This window comes from Pedosphaera parvula Ellin514, from assembly GCF_000172555.1.
In the GTDB taxonomy this organism is placed as follows: Bacteria; Verrucomicrobiota; Verrucomicrobiia; order Limisphaerales; family Pedosphaeraceae; genus Pedosphaera.
In genome coordinates, this window is record NZ_ABOX02000046.1 from 25,211 (window position 1) to 45,046 (window position 19,836).

The window sequence follows — 19,836 nt, forward strand, 5'->3', positions numbered from 1 at the left end:
TCAACGCATTGGAGCCGGACATAAGTCCTGTTTAGGCTCTTCGCACTGTTTAGCATCGAAGACACGAGGCAGACATTGGCCATCCTTCAACTTGCTCGCATACTCGATTCGTAACACTCTCTTTTGGCGACCTTGCCACGCAGCCATCACCCTTCAGTAAATGCGCCTCCCCTTCGACAAGTCATCCTATTAATTACTTCGCGTGGTTCTCAACCACCAAGTTTTTCAACGTTCGCGCCATGGGGTATGCACCCCAGTATTCTTGTTTGGGAAATCTGCTTAAATGAAAAGAACCGGAGAGTCACCGGTTAGTATAACTGAAAGCGCACAACTTGGTTAAAAGCAGAAAATGCCCCGACAATTTTTCTTTATGGGCAATAAACGATCCGGCACCAGCCTGCTCGTTCGATTGCTGAATTTGCATCCTGAGATGTTTGCCAGTCACGAGTCTGATATCCTCTGGATTCTTTATCAGGCCAGAAATGAATGGCCCCGGAGATATCAGTGCTATCCGTGGGACGGTCCGCTGGGCATGAACAAAACGCTTCAGGATTGTGCTCACATATTCAACTCCTCTCCCTCACTCGCAAACGACGGAAAAGCCATTTTTAATACGTTCTGTCGCGTTGAAGAACATTTGCGAAGACTTGCTGCCCCCACTCCTCCCGCGAGCAGCATCAAATGGGTTGGCGATAAAAAACCCGTCCAGCAAAGCGATCCTGAACTTAGACCTTTCATTGAGGAACATTTTCCCGATGCTCGTTACCTTCATATTGTTCGCCATCCCCGCGCAGTGATCGCCAGCAAGCTCGAAGCCGTTAAAACCTGGCCTGTCGTCCCCGAATTTTGGAAGAAACGTCCTGAGTTCGTTCTGGACCGCTGGGCTCTCCATGAAGATTGGGTCCTGCAGGCGAAGGCCACGATGAAATCACCCATCCACACGCTTCGTTTCGAGGACTTATGCAGTAAACCCATCGAAACCATGGAAGGAGTATTTGCCTTCTTTGGCCTCAATCTGCCAGGTGAAGCCGCCAATTTCCTTGTCCGTGACGTCAAGCCGGACCCGAATAAAAAATACGATTCCTTTCTGCTGCCACATTCCAATCACGCCCGCCGAATCATGGAACTCTACCAATATTCCTAAAGTCACCACTGCTTCTCGCAGGTTGGAGTTTCATGAACTCCGCGTGCGAGAACTTTATTTTCAGGAAAAACTTTTGAGTTATTAGCTGATAACAAAAGCCTATTATTCCAGCGTGGGCTGTCAGATGCAGATCAGGACCTCATAAAGATAATATCCAAAACTTCGCTAATCAGCTTCACATCGGGCATTTCCTGCACGTGTGTAGCAAAGTTCACTCGGAACAGATTTCATAAAATACCCTTGCACATGGTAGACAAAAAAGGCGCTACTTTCGTAGCGCCTTTGAAATGTTTAGGAAGCTCTTATCCGTGATGACGACGCTTGACCTTCAACTGGGCAATCGAATGCGCCAGTGAAGCGCTTACCATCGCGGCCTGTTCATCATCCAGCTTCTCAGCCAGACGGGCTTCAGCACGACGTTTAGCCTCCTCAGCCTTGGCCTCATCGATATTCTCCGCCTTGATTGCCATGTCCGTCAGGATCGCCACGCGAGTACCGGTAATCTCGGCAAACCCTTCACCCACGGCCAGAAAGTAATCCCGCCCGTCCTTCCGGACACCGATTTCACCCGGCACGATCTGCGTCATCAACGGAACGTGATTTGGGAAAATTCCCATCTCCCCTTCCGCCCCGGGCAACGTGACCATATCGACATCTTCAGAATAGGTCTTCGCCTCTGGAGTGACGATCTCGAGTTTTAAAGTGTTGGCCATGTTCGCGATTTAAGTTTTGAACTTCAGGTTTCGAATTCAAATTCGAAACCCGAGGTTCGTAATTGTTTAGGCTTCCTTGATTTCCTCGATGCCGCCCTTCATATAGAAGTTACCTTCTGCAACATCGTCGTGCTTCCCTTCCAGGATTTCCTTGAACCCCTTCACGGTGTCAGCCACAGGCACCTGCTTGCCTTTGCGTCCAGTAAACACCTCCGCCACAGTAAACGGCTGGCTCAGGAATCTCTGAATCTTGCGGGCACGGAACACGGTCGTCTTGTCCTCAGGCGACAATTCGTCCATACCCAAAATAGCGATGATGTCCTGCAGGTCCTTGTAACGCTGCAACACGCGTTGCACGCCACGAGCCACGTCATAATGCTCCTGCCCCACGATTTCCGGTGTCAAAGCACGGGAGTTCGAGGCCAAAGGATCCACGGCCGGGAAGAGACCCAATTCAGCGATGGATCGCTCCAACACAATTGTGGCGTCCAAATGCGCGAATGTGGTCGCCGGTGCCGGATCAGTCAAATCGTCAGCAGGCACATAAACTGCCTGGAACGAAGTAATGGAACCCTTCTTGGTCGAAGTAATACGTTCCTGCAAGTTGCCCATTTCTGCCGCCAAAGTCGGCTGATAACCCACGGCGCTCGGCGTGCGGCCCAGCAAAGCGGATACTTCTGAGCCGGCTTGGGAGAAACGGAAAATGTTATCGATGAACAGCAACACGTCCTGGTTCTTCTCGTCACGGAAATATTCCGTCACTGCCAGAGCCGACAACGCTACACGCAAACGGGCACCGGGTGGCTCGTTCATCTGGCCATAGACGAGGCCAATTCGGGAACCAGGCTTAAGAATCGGCATACCATTAGAGCCGATCTTCGGATGACCTTTCTCATCCTTCTCGACCTTGATGACGTCCGCTTCGATCATTTCATTGTAAAGGTCGTTGCCTTCACGGGTGCGTTCACCAACGCCGGCGAACATGGAGACACCACCGTGCAACTTGGCGATGTTGTTGATCAGTTCCATGATCACGACAGTCTTGCCGACACCAGCGCCACCGAATGCTCCGACCTTGCCACCCTTCAAGAAGGGACAAATGAGGTCGATGACTTTAATACCCGTGCTCAGCACTTGCGGAGAGGTTGATTGATCTACCAACGGGGGAGCCGTGCGATGAATCGAATATTGCTTGTCCGCCTTGACCGGCCCTTGCTCGTCAACCGGGTCACCAGTGACGTTGAACACACGGCCCATTACCGCTTCGCCAACAGGCATCGTGATGGGGCCGCCGGTATCCACGACTTCCAGTCCGCGCTTCAACCCTTCAGTCGAAGACATGGCCACCGCGCGCACCCAGTTGTCGCCGAGGTGCTGCTGCACTTCCAGCGTCAGCTTGGTCACGTGACCTTGGGTGGTGAATTCCACGGTCAGCGCGTTATAAATCGCGGGGAGCTGGCCCGTGAACTCCACGTCCACGACCGGACCGATGATTTGTACGATTTTACCTTTATTCATGTGATCTTTATTTAGCTCATCGCCATCGCGGCGCTGGTAATTTCCAAAAGTTCTTTCGTGATATTCGCCTGGCGCAATTTATTGTATTCCAGCGTCAGGTCCTTGATCAATTGTTTCGCGTTATCCGTGGCGTTCTTCATCGCCACCATGCGGGAGCTGTGTTCGCTCGCCTTCGCTTCCAGCAAAATCTGGTAAACCTTGAAGTTCAGGTAATGCGGCAGCAAGGCTCCCAGCACACCGGCAACACCGGGTTCATAAATGAACTCCGTCGTTCCCTTGGCCAGCGCTTCCACATTGGCATGGCCATGAACTCCCGCAGTCACCCCGGTGATTTCGCCCACCGGTAAAAACGGCACCACTTCAGGTTTCTGGTTCAGGGTTGAAATGAAATTGGTGAAAAGAATATCCACCTGGTCCACTTCGCCCTTTTCGAACATCTCGCGGGCGAACCGGGAGATTGCCCGCGCTTCACTAAACAATGGTGCATCCTTGTAAGTAAACTCGGCCACCAATTGCCGCTTCGTGCGTGCGATGAATTGGGAACCCTTGCGCCCTGCCGTGATGAACACCGTGATGTCACGATCAAACTTCGCCGCCTCACGCATCAAATTGCTGTTCAGGCCGCCGCACAAACCTTTGTCTGTGCTCACGACGATCAGCGCGCGCTTCTTGACCTCCCGCTTTTCCAGTAGTGGATGGGTAAAGTCCCCTGCCCCGGTCGTCACTTCGGCGAGCACCTCGTTCATCAAAGTGGCGTATGGGCGTCCCGCCAGCGCAGCACCCTGCGCTTTGCGCATTTTGGATGCCGCAACCATCTGCATGGCTTTGGTAATCTGCGCCGTGTTTTTGACCGACTTGATGCGTCGGCGTATGTCGCGCGTGCTCGGCATGATCGTTTACTTGTATGTTTGCTTGAACTCGGTCACCGCTGCCTTTAACTCGGCAATAAGCGGGTCAGAAAGTGCTTTTTCTTTCAGAATCTTGCCCATCAGCTCGGACTTCCGGGTAGTCAAATATTCGGTAAGTTTTTTCTGGAAATCTTTGATCTTGTCCACGGCCACGTCATCCATGAAACCATTCTGCACCGTCCACAAAGTCGCAGCCTGAACTTCCACGGCAATTGGATTGTACTGCGGCTGCTTGAACACTTCCACGATGCGCTTGCCACGTTCAAGCTGGGCCTGCGTCCTGGCATCCAGATCGGAACCGAACTGCGCGAACGCAGCCAATTCGCGGAACTGGGCGAGGTCACCTTTGATACGGCCTGCCACCTGCTTCATCGCTTTGATCTGCGCCGCCGAACCCACGCGGGAGACCGAGAGACCGACAGAAATAGCCGGACGAACACCTTGATAGAACAAGTCTGTTTCAAGGTAAATCTGGCCGTCCGTAATCGAAATCACGTTGGTCGGAATATACGCCGAAACGTCACCGGCTTGCGTTTCAATGATCGGAAGCGCGGTCAATGAACCATTGCCGTACTTCTCGCTCACACGAGCCGAACGTTCCAACAAGCGGCTGTGCAAATAGAATACGTCACCAGGATAAGCTTCGCGGCCTGACGGGCGCTTCAACACCAGTGACACCTGGCGATAAGCAACTGCGTGCTTGGAAAGATCATCATAAATGATCAAGGCGTCCATGCCGTTATCCATGAACCATTCGCCCATCGCCGCACCGGCGAACGGTGCAAGATACTGGTTCGTGGCTGAATCAGAAGCGGCCGCCACCACAATGATGGTGTAAGGCATCGCACCGGCCTCCTCCAACACATTAATCACGCGCGCAATGTTCGACTGCTTCTGGCCGATCGCTACATAAATGTTGTAGATGGGACGAAAACTCTTGTCCCCGGCAGCTTCTGCTGCCTTGTTGATGCGGGCTTGATTGATCATCGTGTCCACGCCAATGGTCGTCTTGCCAGTGGAACGGTCACCAATGATCAATTCGCGCTGGCCACGGCCAATTGGAATCATCGCGTCAACCGCCATGATACCAGTTTGCACTGGCTGACTGACCGACCGGCGTTTGATGATGCCCGGAGCAATTTTCTCAACAGGATAGCTGACATCGCTCGTGATCGGTCCCTTGCCATCGACGGGCTGGCCCAGTGAGTTCACCACGCGGCCAAGCAGGCCTTTGCCCACTGGCACCTGCAACAACTTGCCGGTGGTGCGCACTTCCTGGCCTTCGCGAATGCTGGTATATTCACCAAGAATAATCGCGCCAACTTCGTTTTCTTCCAGGTTCAACGCGAGGCCGACGATTCCGTTGCCGAAATCAAGCATCTCGTTAAGCATCGCATCAGTCAGACCTTCAATCTTGGCTACGCCGTCACCGATTTCGCGCACAATGCCAACATTCTGCTTCGCTACGCTGGTCTTGACACCCGAAATTTGGGCTTCGATTTCTTGTAATAAATTACTCATAGGCTCTCTTTAAAATCAGATCTAAAAATTACAGGGACTCTTCCAAACTTTGCAGCCGTGCACGCACACTGCCATCATACACATCGCTACCCACCTGGATTCGCAATCCACCGAGCAATGCTGGATTTTGCGCAAAGGTGATGTTCAAACCCTGCCCATACTTGCTGGTCAGGTTATTTTTTACCGATGCCTGCATCTCCGGGGTTAATGCCGTGGCACTCTCCACCTTCGCGGCACGACGATCCAAGTCAAGCTTCACCAATTTTTGAAACTGGCTCAGGATCGCAAAATATCCGCGCGGCTTCTGGGCCAACACGGCGCTGACGGCCTGCCGGACGCGGTTCTCATCCAACACTCCGTTGGCCACACAACTGCGGAAGAGTTGCTTGGCTTCGCGGCGATCTTGTTTGGAGATTTTCATTTAAAAACTCTTAGGCTGCCAATTGCTTGTTCGTATCATCCACCAGGCGCTTCTGGTCTTCCGGTGTAAGAATCTTGCCGGTAACCTGCGCCGTAGTGCGAACCACCAGTTGTCCCACTTCCCGGCGCAATTTGGCCATTTCGGCCGCACGTTCAGCCACAGTGGCTTCACGGGCTTTGGCAATGATCTGCGCCGCTTCACCAATCGCCTTCTGCGTTTCGGTCTCGCGAACCTTGTTCGCTGCAGCACGCGCCTCTTCAATCAACTTGTTGGCCTGCGTATTTGCCTTTGCCAGGATCTCCTGACGGGCGACTTCGGTGCTGGCGACTTCCGCCTTGATCTTCTCGGCATTCGCCAGGCTCTCCTCGATGCGTTTGCGGCGCTCATCTAGGATTTTCAAGATTGGCTGATAGGCAAACTTGTAGAGCAATCCTGCAACGATCAGGAAGCTGATCACCTGCGCGATAAACGAAGGCCAATTGAAACCGAATTGCTTCGCGATATCCTCAAACGGATTCCCTTGAGCGGCTGCAAGAATTAACAAATGATTCATATTTAAATTCCAAGGAAAATACAGGCGCGGATTTAACTCCGCGCCTGAGGGTCTTATTGACCCCTTGCCAGGTAGATGGCGAAGAACACGATACCTTCAGCGAAGGCCGTGCTCAAAATGGCTTGAACGAGAATCGGAGTTGCAGCGCCGGGATTGCGTCCCACTGCTTCCGAAGCCTTCATACCAATGATTCCTACACCGATAGCTGCTCCGAGAGCTGCCAAACCGATGTGCAGGTTACCCGTGATTTCTGCCAATAAGGGCATTAACATGTTTTTTCCTTTTGTTGCTCAATGGCTCCCGCGATTGAACACGGTCAAGCCATTGAAAGTGTTTTAGTGGTGTGGATGTGCCGCATCGTGATCATCCGCGTGTGAGGCTATCAACAGCGTGAACACCGCCGTCAACAACATGAACACAAGCGCCTGTACTAACCCAACCAAAAGCTCCATGAAGTAGAACGGAATGGGTATCAACCAGCCGAGCTTGGGAACGATGTGTGACATCGCTTCCAACATGCTCTCACCGGCATACACGTTACCGAAGAGACGGAAACTGAGTGAAACCGGGCGAAAGAGGATGGAAATCACTTCCAGGATACCAACGCAGAAGAAAACAATGACCATCAACACCTTCATGAAACCAGCGGTGTTACCTTTGACACCAAAGATGTGCCCCAGAAAGCCACCCACGCCATTGGAAGTAATCGCCCAGTAAAGCCAGCAGGCGAAGAAAACCATCGACATCGCAAAGGTCATATTCAAGTCGGCGTTAGCACCACGGAATAGCGGTTGGTCAACAACAAACCCTCCATCCGGAGCCTTATGTCCATAGCCTATCGTGCCAACTCCAGGAATAAGCCCAAACCAGTTACATGCCAGAATTAAAATGAAGATCGTTGCAAAGAACCAGAAGGTCCGCCGAACCAGATCACTGCCAATCAGGTCCCGAAGAAAGTTATAAAGGCTCTCAACCAACCATTCCCAAAAATTTTGGGCTCCCATAGGCACTTCCTTGATGTTGCGAGTAGCGATGCGGGCGAACACGATGATCACAATCGCCACAATCCAGGTGACCAACATGGAGTTCGTGATGGGAAGCTTTCCGATGTGCCAGATCTCAATAGGTTTGAGCGAAACCCCTTCTTCCTTTTCAGGTCCCGCCTTGGCTTCACCAGCATGTTCCTGCGCTGCAGCCACCACCGCATGAGTGGAGTCTGCTGCGGGGGCTTCGACCTTATCAGCACAACGGGCGATCATTGGCATCCCCGCCATTAAAGCCACCGCCAGAATCAATCTTATGAAACGCATCACAAAAATTCTAAATCGTTATTTTTTGGGGACACTTTTTCCCCAGTTGACCGACACTCCGTCGAGAGCGGGTGAAAAATTGCCTCATCGTGAAATTTTTCACAAGCTTTTTTTAAAGAAATTAACGAACACTTTTCCGGGCTAATACCAAGCTTGGGAACAGGTTGCTAAATACCTGATAACAAAGGGTTTTTACGAGGACACCGCAACACGCAAATCAATACGCATACAGCCTATTTCAATCTTCAATCCACCCGCAGAGGACGAATTCAGCATTAACTCCCCTTACCAGATTCGTGATCCCATTCTTACGAAAATTAATTCAGAAGCAACTAAAGGCAAGCACTTTAGTTGCTCTAATGATTTGAATTGAAGTGTTGTCTAATCCGCACCTACCTGTTCTGTTCCGCCTTGGCACTCACAGGCTCGCGACCGGCACCACACTCTTCTGGATCACAGGGCTTTTTGCGAAAGGCTGCAAAAATTCCGACGAGCAACAAAGACGCTCCCAAGACACAAACGATTGCCGCACCGGTTGGCAAATCCATTTTGTAGGACCCATAAAGCCCTACGACACTCGAAACCGTCGCTACGGTCCAACCAATTAAAAGCAACCAGCGCAATTTGTTCGCCAGAAAGTTGGCGCAAACCGCCGGCACAATCAAAAACGAGAACACGAGCAACACACCACCGATCTGCACGAAGCTTGTGACCACCAATCCGAACAGCACGTAAAAAAGAAAGTCCCACCATTTAACCCGAATCCCCTCGGCTTCCGCCCGTTCAGGTTCGAATGAAATGGCGTGAAACTGCTTACGGAAAATAAAATGAACCACCCCGACCCCAACATAAAGCCCAAAAGTCTTCATCACTTGTTTCGGATCGACCAGCAGCACGTCCCCAATCAAGGTGCGGCGCAACTCTTCATTGCCTTCTGCACTTCGACTCAATAACAAAATCCCCAGGGCCGCCGCCACCACATACACAATTCCAATCAATGCCTCCTGCGGCACATGTTGGTGTCCTTTGTTGCGCGTGACGGTAAAAATGATTGCGCCGATGAACGTGAAGGCAAGGGATAAGAGGTAAGCCTGGGTCGAGTTCGGTTCATAATGCATCAGGATGGCCACACATGTTCCCAGCGTCGCCACCTGCGCTAGCGAAAGATCCACGAAAATAATCTCTCGCCGCACAATGTGCAGTCCCAAATAAACCAGGAACCCGGGCAACAATAGGCACGCAATCAGCGGCCACTTCATTACGGACAATATTTCACTCATATCTTTACCGCGGTTATCGCGGCAATCGCCTGCGCTTCACGCTGACAATTGCCGCGCATGAACTCATCATCACTTCTTTTCGCCCAACGCGGTGGCAATCGATTTTACCAAATAATCCATCATCTGAATGTAACCACCTTCCGTCCCTTTCACACCGCCGGGGAACTGGGTCACCTGCACGACAGTCGCATCGGTGTTGCGGGCAACCGTATCTGCGGTTTTACGATTCTGATAGGGATCAACAATGATAACATGATCTTTGTTCTGCTTCATTTTTATGATGACTTCCGCCAGATGTGAAGGCGTGGGTGGGATACCCGGTTTTGGTTCGAGAAACATATCGATGTTCAGACCGAACCGCTTCGCGAAGTAAGGCCACGAATCGTGATATGCTATAACCTCCTGCCCCTTATAAGGTGCCAGCAACTTATCCCACTCGCCCATCTTGGCATCCAATTCACCGGTAAACTTTTTTAAGTTGGCCTTGTAGGTCTCACTCGACTTCGGGTCCAGTGCCGAAAACGAATCCGCAATATGCTGCGCCACGATTTTCCCGTTCATGGGGTCCGTCATGAAGTGCGGATTACCTGCTGCATGAATATCCCCCTTGGAACGATCCAGGGTCGCCGGCACTTCCAACAACTGGATTCCCTGGCTCGCGGAAATGTGTGCTGGTGCGCCGGGCTCCAGCTTATTGTTGCGCGCGTCATCCAGCAGGCGCGGCAGCCAGCCAATCTCCAACTCCGCCCCGCCTTCCACCAACGCATCCGCGCGATTCAGCTTCACAATGAAGCTCGGCTTCGCATCGACGAAATGCGGATCTTCCGTCGGACGCGCCAACGTGGTCACTTCCACTTTGTCTCCACCGATCGCTTCGGCGATTGAACCCAAATCAGGGGTCGTGGCTATCACCTTCATCTTGGCTTGCGCCATCAACGGCAACAGCGCCGCAAGGAGTACAAAACTTAATTTAAACTTTTTCATAACTTGTTTTCTTTCTTTTTAAAATTTATGTGCACCATGAGCACCCAGCAGGAATTCCACCTGCATCCATACTGAATGTTGTTGGCCGATGAACTCGCCGTTATCGAAATTATATTGTAGACGTATTTTGGAAAACTCGCTCGGGAACCACGTCATGTTCGGAGACACGCGTGTCCGTTCCCCACGAAATGGATCAAATGGATCGAAAGCCCCGGCATCACCATTCACATACTCGCCGCGCAGTCCGGCCACCCAATGCGGTTTAAAACCCCAGAGCACCTGGGAATACATTCCCCAATCGTGCAGGTTCTCCGCCGGCAATGGTCCCGGCAACGTCGCGGTCGGATCTGCTCCCGCTCCGTATCGTATGAACAATCCTTCTGTCTGGAAGGAAACGAAGGGGAAACCTTCATTCGCATTGAGTGATTTCCACTTCCAGTACGCATCCACTCCATACACCTCAGACCGGCTGTGCGGCCCCGTTTCATTCGATCCAAAAGCGCCTGAAGCTCCCAGCACCAACGTTTGTTGCTCTGTCACCTCAAACGAAGAAGCCAACCGCGGAACATAAACCAAATCCTGCGGACCGCGCAGTGAGCGGTCAAATGTCGCGCGGCCTCGAAAACGGGACACACCGGTAACATCAGGATCGCCCGGATTACGAAAGCTGAACGACGTCCCACCCTGCCCATCCAGCACTCCCAGGAACGCTTCGGTATAAAATGGGAGCGGCAGCAAATAGGATAGCTGCGTCCCAATACTCCGTAATCCATCCGGACCGAAAGCGCGCGTCAGAATGATCGGATCGTCCACAAACGCCCACTGATGCGGGTGCTGCGGATTCTGTCGTCCAAAAGCTGCAAAAAACTGTCCCGCCTTTAATTGCAAGTTATGTGGCAATGAGGTGGTCACCAGGTACGCCTCTTCCAACTCAACACTGGTTTGGTTGTTTTGATCCAACTTGAGAACAATATTCCCGAACCCTTTGAAGTAAGGGTCCACAGCTCCGTCCACCGCCAGTTCAGCATTGCGCAGGGAGAATCCGCGTTTGATGGGATCGTGATCGCCGAGTTGAAGTTGAGCGGATGGATCACGCGCCGTTGACCAGCCAAAATCCATCAACGTATCAAAGCTGATGTTCATATAGGCTGAGCCTGCCCTGGCAATCGTTAGTGGCTGCGACAGATCAATCGACTTGCCCGCAGCAGTCGCTGATTTGGCCGGAGCGGGTTCGGCATTGGCTGCCAGATCCTTTGCCAGTTGTTCCTCCAACTTCGCTTTCTCAGCTGCGGTAGCCTGATCGTTGGTCGGCGGAGTACTAGCTGAAGGTTGGTTTGTTGACGCCGATGGACTGGTCGCGAGCATCGGCTGCTGCTGGGCATTGGTTATTTGACCCTGTGATTGCGAGAGGGCATCCAACCGCTTGTTTAACGAATCAATGATTTGACGCTGCTCTCTGACGACTTTGTCGAAGTTTTCCGTGGCATCCTTAAGTTGACGCCGCAAAAGCTCCACTTCATTTGTCTCCTGGGCCCGAAGCAGGGTTGCACTCAGGCAAAGGGCAGAAGACCACCCAATAATTTTATAAATTTTCATTTTTCTTCTTCTATCAACGGGCACATAAACGACGGCATTCAAGCCGCACATTTATGGTATTGGAATTAAAGGGACGAACTGACTACCAGGCGTGAGAAGAAGAAACAGAGGGCGGCCCCCGGCTGGGAGCGAATCGATAATCAAACTGAAGAAAAGCTGCCGCCCTGGCAACCTCTACCAGAAGCAAGAGGGCGAAAACGAAAACAGCAGCGATTGAAATGATCGCAACCGAATTTGCCTGCCCTTGTGCCAGCAGGCAAACAACGCAGGACTGGCTGTCCGGCGCTGAATCGGAATGGATCAGTTGATGGAGCGTCGGACTCGCGGCCAGCGTGGAGAAGCAGAGCAACAGGATGGCCAGCAAACCAGCAAGGGCTGGTTTCGCAACGAAATGGAATTTTCTTTCCAGTTGCAAATCAACTGCACTGAACCAAAACCCAGCCCGCCCTGCAAGCCTATTTAACAAGCGCTTACTTGCCGCAGCATTGCTTATATTTCTTGCCGCTCTTGCATGGACAAGGGTCATTGCGACCTACTTTCGGGCCGGTGCGTACCGGTTTGGCCTTCTCAATCGCTTCACTGGCTTCAGTCACCATGTCACTGGCATTGCCGCCAGTCTGGGCTGCCGCTCCGCCAAACGCGTTGGTGTCCTGATGCTCGGTCACCTTCGGCACATTGCGCAGAAAGTTCTCGAACGCCATCAAGCTGGAGGCGCTACGGAAAATGTTGTGACAAATCTCCGACTTGATGTTCACCATCAACTCTTCGAAAATCTTGAATGCCTCGGCTTTGTATTCGATCAACGGATCGCGCTGGCCATGCGCTCGCAAACCGATGCTGTAACGCAGGCTGTCCATCTCATAGAGGTGCTCCTGCCACAACTTGTCGATGGCGCTCAAAATCGTGTAACGCTCAATCGATTTCAATGCTTCCGGATTTTCGAAATCCACCTTCAGCTTGTAAGCATCATGCACCTTGTCCGAAATAAAGTTGCACAGTGCAAACTGGGCCGGATTCAATCCATCATAAATCGAACCAGCCACCGGCTCTTCATTGCCAGCCTTGGCAGCCTTTTCAAATTGCTCTTCTGGAATACCCAGAGGGAAATTCAGATTTACCCAGTCGGACAGACCGCGCAATCGCCATTCCGTCATATCGGCATCGGAAGCCGTGAACTGTTCCACCTTCTGGATCACGACTTCTTCCATGATATCCATCAGGCGGTCACGCACATCGTCGGAATTGATGATCTCGTTGCGGAAGCCGTAAATGACTTCGCGCTGCTTGTTCATCACATCGTCATATTCGAGCGTGCGTTTGCGAATCTGGAAATTGTGCTGCTCCACCCGCTTCTGGGCCTGCTCGATGGAACGATTCAACAACGGATGCTCCAGTTCCTGGCCCTCTTCCAATCCCATCTTCTCCATGTATTTGACGATCCGGTCTGAGCCGAATAAACGCATCAAATCATCCTCAAGCGAAATGAAAAAGTGTGAGGAACCAGGATCGCCTTGGCGTGCACAACGACCGCGCAATTGGCGGTCGATACGACGGGATTCGTGACGTTCAGTGCCGATGACGTGCAAGCCGCCGAGGTCAGCAATCCCCGGGCCGAGCTTGATGTCCGTTCCACGACCAGCCATGTTCGTGGCAATCGTCACGCCGCTTCTTTGGCCGGCACGTGAAACAATTTCCGCTTCCTGCTCATGGTACTTGGCGTTCAACACCGAGTGAATAATGCCGGCCTTTTTTAGTAGTCGCGAAAGTATTTCACTCACTTCCACCGAGATGGTGCCAACTAGAATGGGTCGCCCTTGCTGGTGGATGGTTTGGATCTCCTTTAAAACGGCGTTGTATTTCTCACGCCTCGTTTTATAGACAGAATCGTTGGCATCCTTGCGCTGAACCGGACGATTCGTGGGGATCACCGCCACACCAAGCTTGTAGATGTCGTGAAACTCGCCAGCTTCGGTTTCAGCCGTACCGGTCATACCTGCCAGCTTTTCATAAAGACGAAAGTAGTTCTGGATGGTAATCGTTGCCAGGGTTTGAGTCTCACGTTCAATTTCCACGCCTTCCTTCGCTTCCACTGCCTGGTGCAAACCGTCGCTCCAACGACGGCCCGTCATTGGCCGGCCCGTGTTTTCATCGACAATGATAACCTTGTTGTCCTGAACGATATATTGGACTTCCTTTTGGTAAAGGCTGTAAGCCTTGAGCAGCTGGGAAATGGAATGGATGCGTTGTGCCCTGGTTTCAAATTCTGATTGAACCTTCGCTTTGGCTTCCACGCGCTTGCGAGGATCAGTCTCAGCACCGTTATCAATTTCATGCAATGCCGTACTAATGTCCGGCAACATGAACGCGTCGGCATCTTTGGGACTTAAGTATTCACGACCTTTTTCAGTCAAATCCGCCTCGTGGCTCTTCTCATCAATCGCGAAAAACAACTCTTCCTTCTGGGCGTAAAGATCCTTCTTGGATTGATCGCCATGCAATTCCAATTCCGCCTTATTCATCATGCGGAGGACAGTTGGGTCTTCCAGCAGCTTCATCAATTCCTCTGATCTAGGCTGGCCGACCTTCACACGGTAGAGCAACAATCCCACTTCCTTCTCCAGTGCTTCCGGACTTTTAGGATTGGAACCATCCTCTGGTTTCAACTTTTTCAAAAGCTCTTCTGCCTCCCGTATATACCGGCTGCATAGCTTGCCTTGGGCTTGAATCAACGATTCCACCGCCGGCTTGAACTCGCCGTATTGGTTGTCCACGTTGACAACGGCTGGCCCACTGATGATCAACGGCGTTCTCGCCTCGTCCACGAGGATGGAATCCACTTCGTCCACAATCGCGAAATAATGACCGCGTTGCACCTGCTCCTCTTTGCGGGAAGCCATGCCGTTGTCGCGAAGATAATCAAAACCAAACTCCGCATTGGTGCCGTAGGTAATGTCGCAACCATATTGTTCGCGACGGACTTGCGGCGGTTGATCATGCAAAATACAACCCACAGTCAGGCCTAAAAATTTATAAAGAGCACCCATCCACTCGCTATCGCGTGCCGCCAGGTAATCATTGACGGTAACCACGTGCACGCCGCGACCGGTCAAAGCATTCAAATACACCGGCAAAGTTCCCACCAACGTCTTGCCTTCACCCGTCGCCATTTCCGCAATCTTGCCATTATGCAGTCCGATACCACCGATCAACTGCACGTCGAAATGTACCATCTCCCATTTTAAAGGATGCCCGCGCACGATGATTTCCTGCCCGCACAAACGGCGCGCAGCACTCTTCACCACCGCAAAAGCCTCCGGCAAAATCTCATTCAAGGTCGAGGCCAGTTCCAGCTTGTCTTCTATCTTTGCAAAACGCGCCTTCCACTCCGCCGTTTTTTGACGCAGCGCGTCATCCGGGAGCTTTTGCAACTCCAGCTCCAGCTCGTTGATCTTCACGGCCGTGGGGCGAAGCTTCTTGACCTCACGGTCGTTTCTCGAACCAATAAATTTTTTGACAATAAATCCGATCATGTAAACCTTTGAGAATTAGCGATAGAACGGTAAGGTAAGAAGGCTTTGACGTCAAAGCCTTTAACAGCACCAAAACTGGGCGAAATCCTGATTAAGAAGTAGCGGAAGCCATCTCCTTTTTACGCTTGCCAGACGTCGGTGGCGCACCACTATTTTCTTCTTCTCTGAAACTCTTCCACATCTGCCTGGGCAACAGCCCTAAGCCTATCAACACCAACTGGCTGAATACAAATGTCATCAACCAGCGGAAGGCTGCATCAGTAAATCCATACGAGTGGAGCCCAATTCCCAGCATGTTCACTCCGAACCATGACCAACTCGTCACAATATTACCTACCAAGGCCATATTCGCCAGTCCCCGTTCCTTAACCATTCCACCCCAGCGAGCGTGAAGAATTAACGCGTTCCAAAGGACAATAATCAACGCGCCATTCTCCTTCGGATCCCAGCCCCAGAAACGTCCCCACGATTGATCGGCCCAGATGCCACCAAGCACCGTCCCCACGAAACTGAATAGTGCTGCAAAGCAAATGATTCCATAAATCATGCGGTTCAAGGACTTTCGCATATCGGCGTTTAACACTTTCGTAAACACGCCCAACACGATGTAGATGATCGCCAGAAAACCGGCCACGAAAGTTGAGGCATATCCCAGCGTCACCACCACCACATGCGTCGCCAGCCAGAAATTAGTATCCAAAACCGCACGCATCATCTCCATGGTGTCGCCACCAAAGCTCAAATGATGCGCGATGATCAAAGTCAGAAATCCGATGATCGCTGAAACGGCCACGCCGATGGAGTTCCGCCAAAAACGCTCCAGCACCAGTCCCAAAATGGTTGCTCCCCAGCCGATGAAGATGGCGGAGGAATATAAATTTGTTACAGGCGGACGTCCTTGCAGCACGATGCGGAAAATAAGTCCCGAGGTGTGCACCACCAACGCCAGCAGAACCACCGCAACCGCGGTCTTGCGCAAATAATCCCACTGTTTTGGCTTGAACCAATAACCCAGTACAAAAAGAAATGCACACACATCCAAAACCATGGCCTTATAAAACGGCTCAATCGTGTTGAATAACTGTTCCGAGCGAGCCTCCTTCAAGGCAGGCGTAAAATTCTCCACCAATTTGGTCTGATATTCATTAACCGCCGCATTGAATTCGCCAGCATTCCCCGCACGATAAGCCCTGGCCATCCTATTATATTCTTGAATGGAAAAGTCCACGGGCGAATTGGAATTACTTGTTTCGATAACGCTTTGAAGCACCCGCTTCCATTGCAAGTCTTTCGCGCCCGATGCATTTGCCATTGGCACGATCAGCGGCGTCTCCGTTTGATCCACGAGCCAGTCGAGGGCGGCCTCGTCAAAAGCCCTTTTTTCTGTTTGCGCGAAGTAGGCAGTCCGTCCTGCCTCCACATTATCCTGGTAAGGTTTAAGCGCATTATCCAGGTCTCCTCTGCCGGCAGGGCCAAGCGCCACCTTCAAATGCCTGTAAACTTGTTGGCCATTCCAAAGCTTGAGTAATGCTTGATCATATGGCTGACGCTTGCTCGGATCGACTTTTGATGCTCGAGTGGCCTCGCGCCGCAAGTCCGCAAGCTTGGGCTGAATCTGCGCCCATGAATAATGCTTTCCATCCGACTTCTTGACTGGCTCGGGGTCTGCCGGCAGCGACAGCAGGCTTTTCACATCGGGATTATCAATGCGGAATACCGGCCATTGATCCGCCTCTTCCGATTTCATCATCACTCCCAAAACCCATTCACTCGCCGAAATAATCTTCGGCTTGTCGTACCACTCTTTCCAAGGCTCCAAATTCGCAGTCTGCTTCTCACGTAACTGCAAAAGGCTGTTTCGTGCCAGCGAATCAAAAGGCTGGGTGCGACCGCCCGTTACCACAGGCAAACGGCCAAACTGATGGTAGGCCCAATCCCTGTCCTGAGGCATGCGGAGGGAACCACCTACCCAAACCGCAAATATGGCAACGACAATCCAAGGCATCCACTTCCTCATGCGGTCCTCCGTTTCGAAATAAAGCCAACCAGATGCATCAAAAATTGAATCGCCATTCCTCCACCCACCAGCAGGCAACCCACATAAGGTGTCAGCCAGCTCGGATTCCTTACTACCTGAAGATTGCTCGCGCGGTTTAGATCGTATTCAGCAGGCCCCATTTGATACTGATAAAAGGTTTGGCCCTCATAACGAAGCGGATTGTTCATATAGATGTCCACCTCACGATTTTCTCCTCTGCCCGGATTTTCAATCCGGACGCGACTCTGAAAATTCTTCGGAATATCCGTACCGGCATAAACGTCATGAGTAGTCCTCAAAAGTTGCACTGTGTAAGGAAGATAATGTCGCTCACCTCGCAAGGCAACCCGCCAGGTTTTGTTGCCAACTTCAATTTCTTGCTGGTCCATAAACCAGGGGGAAACCAACCAGGTGCCCAATACTCCTTTACTGTCTGACACTTCAATTACGGCAGCGGGAAGATTGCGCTTATCCGACTCCTTTGTTTCGGGCTCCGGGAGGACAGTGTGATGATTGCCCAATCCCTGAGTAGCTGGAGGAGGACCGGTATCGACCATCGGGGCGCGAAGTCTAATTTCACAATTTTCAACATACTCCTTCAGCCGTATCGTAAAAGGCAATTTGTCATGGTGGATTACCTTCTTTTCCTTCAGCAATGAAACCGGAATTGAAACAACCTCATCCTCACCAGCAGTTGCAGAGTCAGTCAGGAAAACCAATTCATTCCTCATGACATTCTCGGAATACTTTTTGGTTTCTCCCTCCGCAAAACTCATTTGCGTTTCACGGGAAAGGAGATCCGTCGCCAACTGTCCTGCCAAAAGCAAAATGATGCCGAAATGAGTTACATTGATGCCCAGCTTCTTCCAACTAAGCTGAAAGCGCTTTATGTGCGCCGCAAATAGATTAAGCAACAACACGCAACCAATCAGGTAACCACCGGGAAAAACAGGTATTTGCCATCCTCCGCCTTGAGGTCCCCACCAAACAAAAAAACTACGGAACCAACGGCTTTGCGCCAGATACAACCCTTCATTCACCTGCGCCAAAGTCCCAAGGAAAACCAGTACGACACCGACTCCCAGACAAAACACTGTCAGCCGGAGCGAAGTAAAAAATTTAACGATACGGTCGATCATGTCAGGGATTCGATTTTGCGAACGCTACAAAGTTTTCCTTCTCCGAACTTACCACCTCGGCGTCACCGAGCAGCTTGTAAAACCAATATTGTCCATTACGCGGCATGATCGCCCCTATCATTCGCCGGCCTTGATTCGTCATATCAACCAGTATGGATTGCGGATTGGATTCATCCAGTGGTGACACCAGTTTTGCCAGTTGATTCTCATCCGTCTCTTCCAGCCCTAGTTGCCTTCTCCACCGATTTACATTCGCCAGCGCCCCGCCTGTGTCGCTCGGAAACACACTGACAAACACCTCTGCTTTGCTGTTGTCTTTTCCTGAAACCGCAAACCGCGCGACTTGCATTTGTCCCGCAGCCTCCGTCTTCCAGCTCTTGGGAACATTCCAATTAAAATTACCGGCCACTTTTTCTGGCTCCGTAGCAGGCGTCTCTTTAGTTTCCTTGATTTGAACTGATTTTAGAAATTCCAGAAAAACAGGCTTCTGTTGTTCCACCAATGTGGGATCACCTGCCAACCGATAGAACCAGGTCCCATCCGGATGATGCACAAAAACCGTAACCACGCTCACAACTTGACTTTGACTGTTTGTCCCGGATGCCGATTCAGCATCTCTTTTGCCGGAAATCTCAAAAAGCTTTCCAGTTTCCGTTCCGAGACTCACCGGTTTAAGCTCCTTCGCCGCTTCTTCGTCAGAAAGTTCTTTCATCCCCAAATTTACCCGAAACATGTTCACGAGAAGTGCGTCCTTGCCCTGTAAATTGCCAAGCTGTGTAACACTCACTCCAGCCTGCTTTCCATCATCCCCAACAATGTCAAAATCCACCACGCTCATCCTGCCGGGCCCGGTTACCTTCCAACCTTTGGGTAAGGTATAGGTGACCTGCGGGACTGCCCGGTGCTCATGCGGAGATAATTCAGGCTCTTGCGCCGCCATCGCCGCAGGCGCAGCCACATCCTTGGGCGCAGTGTAAACTTTGATCTCCTCCTTTTGGCAGCCCACCAATCCTAAAACAAAAGCAGACAGAACCGCCCATCGGACGGAATATAAACCCTTTTTGACTGTTGTAATGAACATCACTCTATTGATTTCGAATCTAAACCTGGCTGTTTCCGACGTTATTAGACGCATTTATATGCCGCTTTGTTCAGAGAAAAGCAATCCCAGCAAAAGAAAT

Annotated in this window: 17 protein-coding genes; 1 reads left to right on the forward strand and 16 read right to left on the reverse strand. The window is 51.4% G+C overall.

Annotated elements, in window-relative coordinates; all coding sequences use genetic code 11:
• Positions 1 to 349 precede the first annotated feature (349 nt).
• Positions 350 to 1,144 (forward strand): sulfotransferase family protein, encoded by a 795-nt coding sequence (locus tag CFLAV_RS25105; protein ID WP_040550128.1) that lies wholly within the window; start codon positions 350 to 352, stop codon positions 1,142 to 1,144.
• A 302-nt stretch (positions 1,145 to 1,446) separates the two neighbouring features.
• On the opposite strand, the gene CFLAV_RS25110 is transcribed toward CFLAV_RS25105, so the two are convergent.
• The 16 genes from CFLAV_RS25110 to CFLAV_RS25185 form a co-directional block, all read right to left on the reverse strand.
• Positions 1,447 to 1,857, reverse strand: a complete 411-nt coding sequence (locus CFLAV_RS25110) for a F0F1 ATP synthase subunit epsilon (protein WP_007417682.1) — start codon at positions 1,855 to 1,857, stop codon at positions 1,447 to 1,449.
• Between the two features lie 66 nt (positions 1,858 to 1,923).
• Positions 1,924 to 3,375, reverse strand: coding sequence for a F0F1 ATP synthase subunit beta (atpD, locus tag CFLAV_RS25115; protein ID WP_007417683.1), 1,452 nt, complete (start codon positions 3,373 to 3,375; stop codon positions 1,924 to 1,926).
• Positions 3,376 to 3,386: 11 nt separating this feature from the next.
• Complete coding sequence (atpG, locus tag CFLAV_RS25120; protein WP_007417684.1) at positions 3,387 to 4,265, reverse strand: ATP synthase F1 subunit gamma; 879 nt, start codon at positions 4,263 to 4,265, stop codon at positions 3,387 to 3,389.
• Positions 4,266 to 4,271: 6 nt separating this feature from the next.
• Positions 4,272 to 5,804 carry a F0F1 ATP synthase subunit alpha gene (gene atpA / locus CFLAV_RS25125; RefSeq protein ID WP_007417685.1) on the reverse strand — a complete coding sequence of 511 codons (1,533 nt, stop codon included), beginning with the start codon at positions 5,802 to 5,804 and terminating at the stop codon, positions 4,272 to 4,274.
• A gap of 28 nt (positions 5,805 to 5,832) precedes the next feature.
• Positions 5,833 to 6,225, reverse strand: a complete 393-nt coding sequence (locus tag CFLAV_RS25130) for a F0F1 ATP synthase subunit delta (protein ID WP_007417686.1) — start codon at positions 6,223 to 6,225, stop codon at positions 5,833 to 5,835.
• Between the two features lie 10 nt (positions 6,226 to 6,235).
• The gene (gene atpF / locus CFLAV_RS25135) at positions 6,236 to 6,778 is read right to left on the reverse strand and encodes a F0F1 ATP synthase subunit B (RefSeq protein WP_007417687.1); all 543 of its coding nucleotides are present in this window, start codon (positions 6,776 to 6,778) and stop codon (positions 6,236 to 6,238) included.
• A 53-nt stretch (positions 6,779 to 6,831) separates the two neighbouring features.
• Positions 6,832 to 7,050, reverse strand: a complete 219-nt coding sequence (locus tag CFLAV_RS25140; RefSeq protein WP_007417688.1) for an ATP synthase F0 subunit C — start codon at positions 7,048 to 7,050, stop codon at positions 6,832 to 6,834.
• A gap of 63 nt (positions 7,051 to 7,113) precedes the next feature.
• Positions 7,114 to 8,088 (reverse strand): F0F1 ATP synthase subunit A, encoded by a 975-nt coding sequence (atpB, locus tag CFLAV_RS25145; RefSeq protein ID WP_007417689.1) that lies wholly within the window; start codon positions 8,086 to 8,088, stop codon positions 7,114 to 7,116.
• Positions 8,089 to 8,480: 392 nt separating this feature from the next.
• Positions 8,481 to 9,368, reverse strand: coding sequence for a metal ABC transporter permease (locus CFLAV_RS25150; protein ID WP_007417690.1), 888 nt, complete (start codon positions 9,366 to 9,368; stop codon positions 8,481 to 8,483).
• A 69-nt stretch (positions 9,369 to 9,437) separates the two neighbouring features.
• Complete coding sequence (locus tag CFLAV_RS25155; protein WP_007417691.1) at positions 9,438 to 10,352, reverse strand: metal ABC transporter substrate-binding protein; 915 nt, start codon at positions 10,350 to 10,352, stop codon at positions 9,438 to 9,440.
• Between the two features lie 18 nt (positions 10,353 to 10,370).
• The gene (locus tag CFLAV_RS25160) at positions 10,371 to 11,948 is read right to left on the reverse strand and encodes a TonB-dependent receptor (protein WP_150107585.1); all 1,578 of its coding nucleotides are present in this window, start codon (positions 11,946 to 11,948) and stop codon (positions 10,371 to 10,373) included.
• A gap of 82 nt (positions 11,949 to 12,030) precedes the next feature.
• Positions 12,031 to 12,414: a hypothetical protein gene (locus CFLAV_RS25165; RefSeq protein ID WP_040550129.1), complete on the reverse strand. Its 384-nt coding sequence runs from the start codon at positions 12,412 to 12,414 to the stop codon at positions 12,031 to 12,033.
• Between the two features lie 4 nt (positions 12,415 to 12,418).
• Positions 12,419 to 15,478, reverse strand: a complete 3,060-nt coding sequence (secA, locus tag CFLAV_RS25170) for a preprotein translocase subunit SecA (protein WP_007417694.1) — start codon at positions 15,476 to 15,478, stop codon at positions 12,419 to 12,421.
• Positions 15,479 to 15,569: 91 nt separating this feature from the next.
• Positions 15,570 to 17,495: a cytochrome c biogenesis protein gene (locus CFLAV_RS25175; protein WP_040550130.1), complete on the reverse strand. Its 1,926-nt coding sequence runs from the start codon at positions 17,493 to 17,495 to the stop codon at positions 15,570 to 15,572.
• A complete protein-coding gene (locus CFLAV_RS25180) occupies positions 17,492 to 18,655 on the reverse strand; it encodes a cytochrome c biogenesis ResB family protein (protein ID WP_007417696.1) in 1,164 nt (387 codons plus the stop codon). Before CFLAV_RS25180 ends, CFLAV_RS25175 begins: the two co-directional genes overlap by 4 nt.
• Position 18,656: 1 nt before the next feature.
• Positions 18,657 to 19,736 carry a hypothetical protein gene (locus CFLAV_RS25185; RefSeq protein WP_040550131.1) on the reverse strand — a complete coding sequence of 360 codons (1,080 nt, stop codon included), beginning with the start codon at positions 19,734 to 19,736 and terminating at the stop codon, positions 18,657 to 18,659.
• Positions 19,737 to 19,836: the final 100 nt, after the last annotated feature.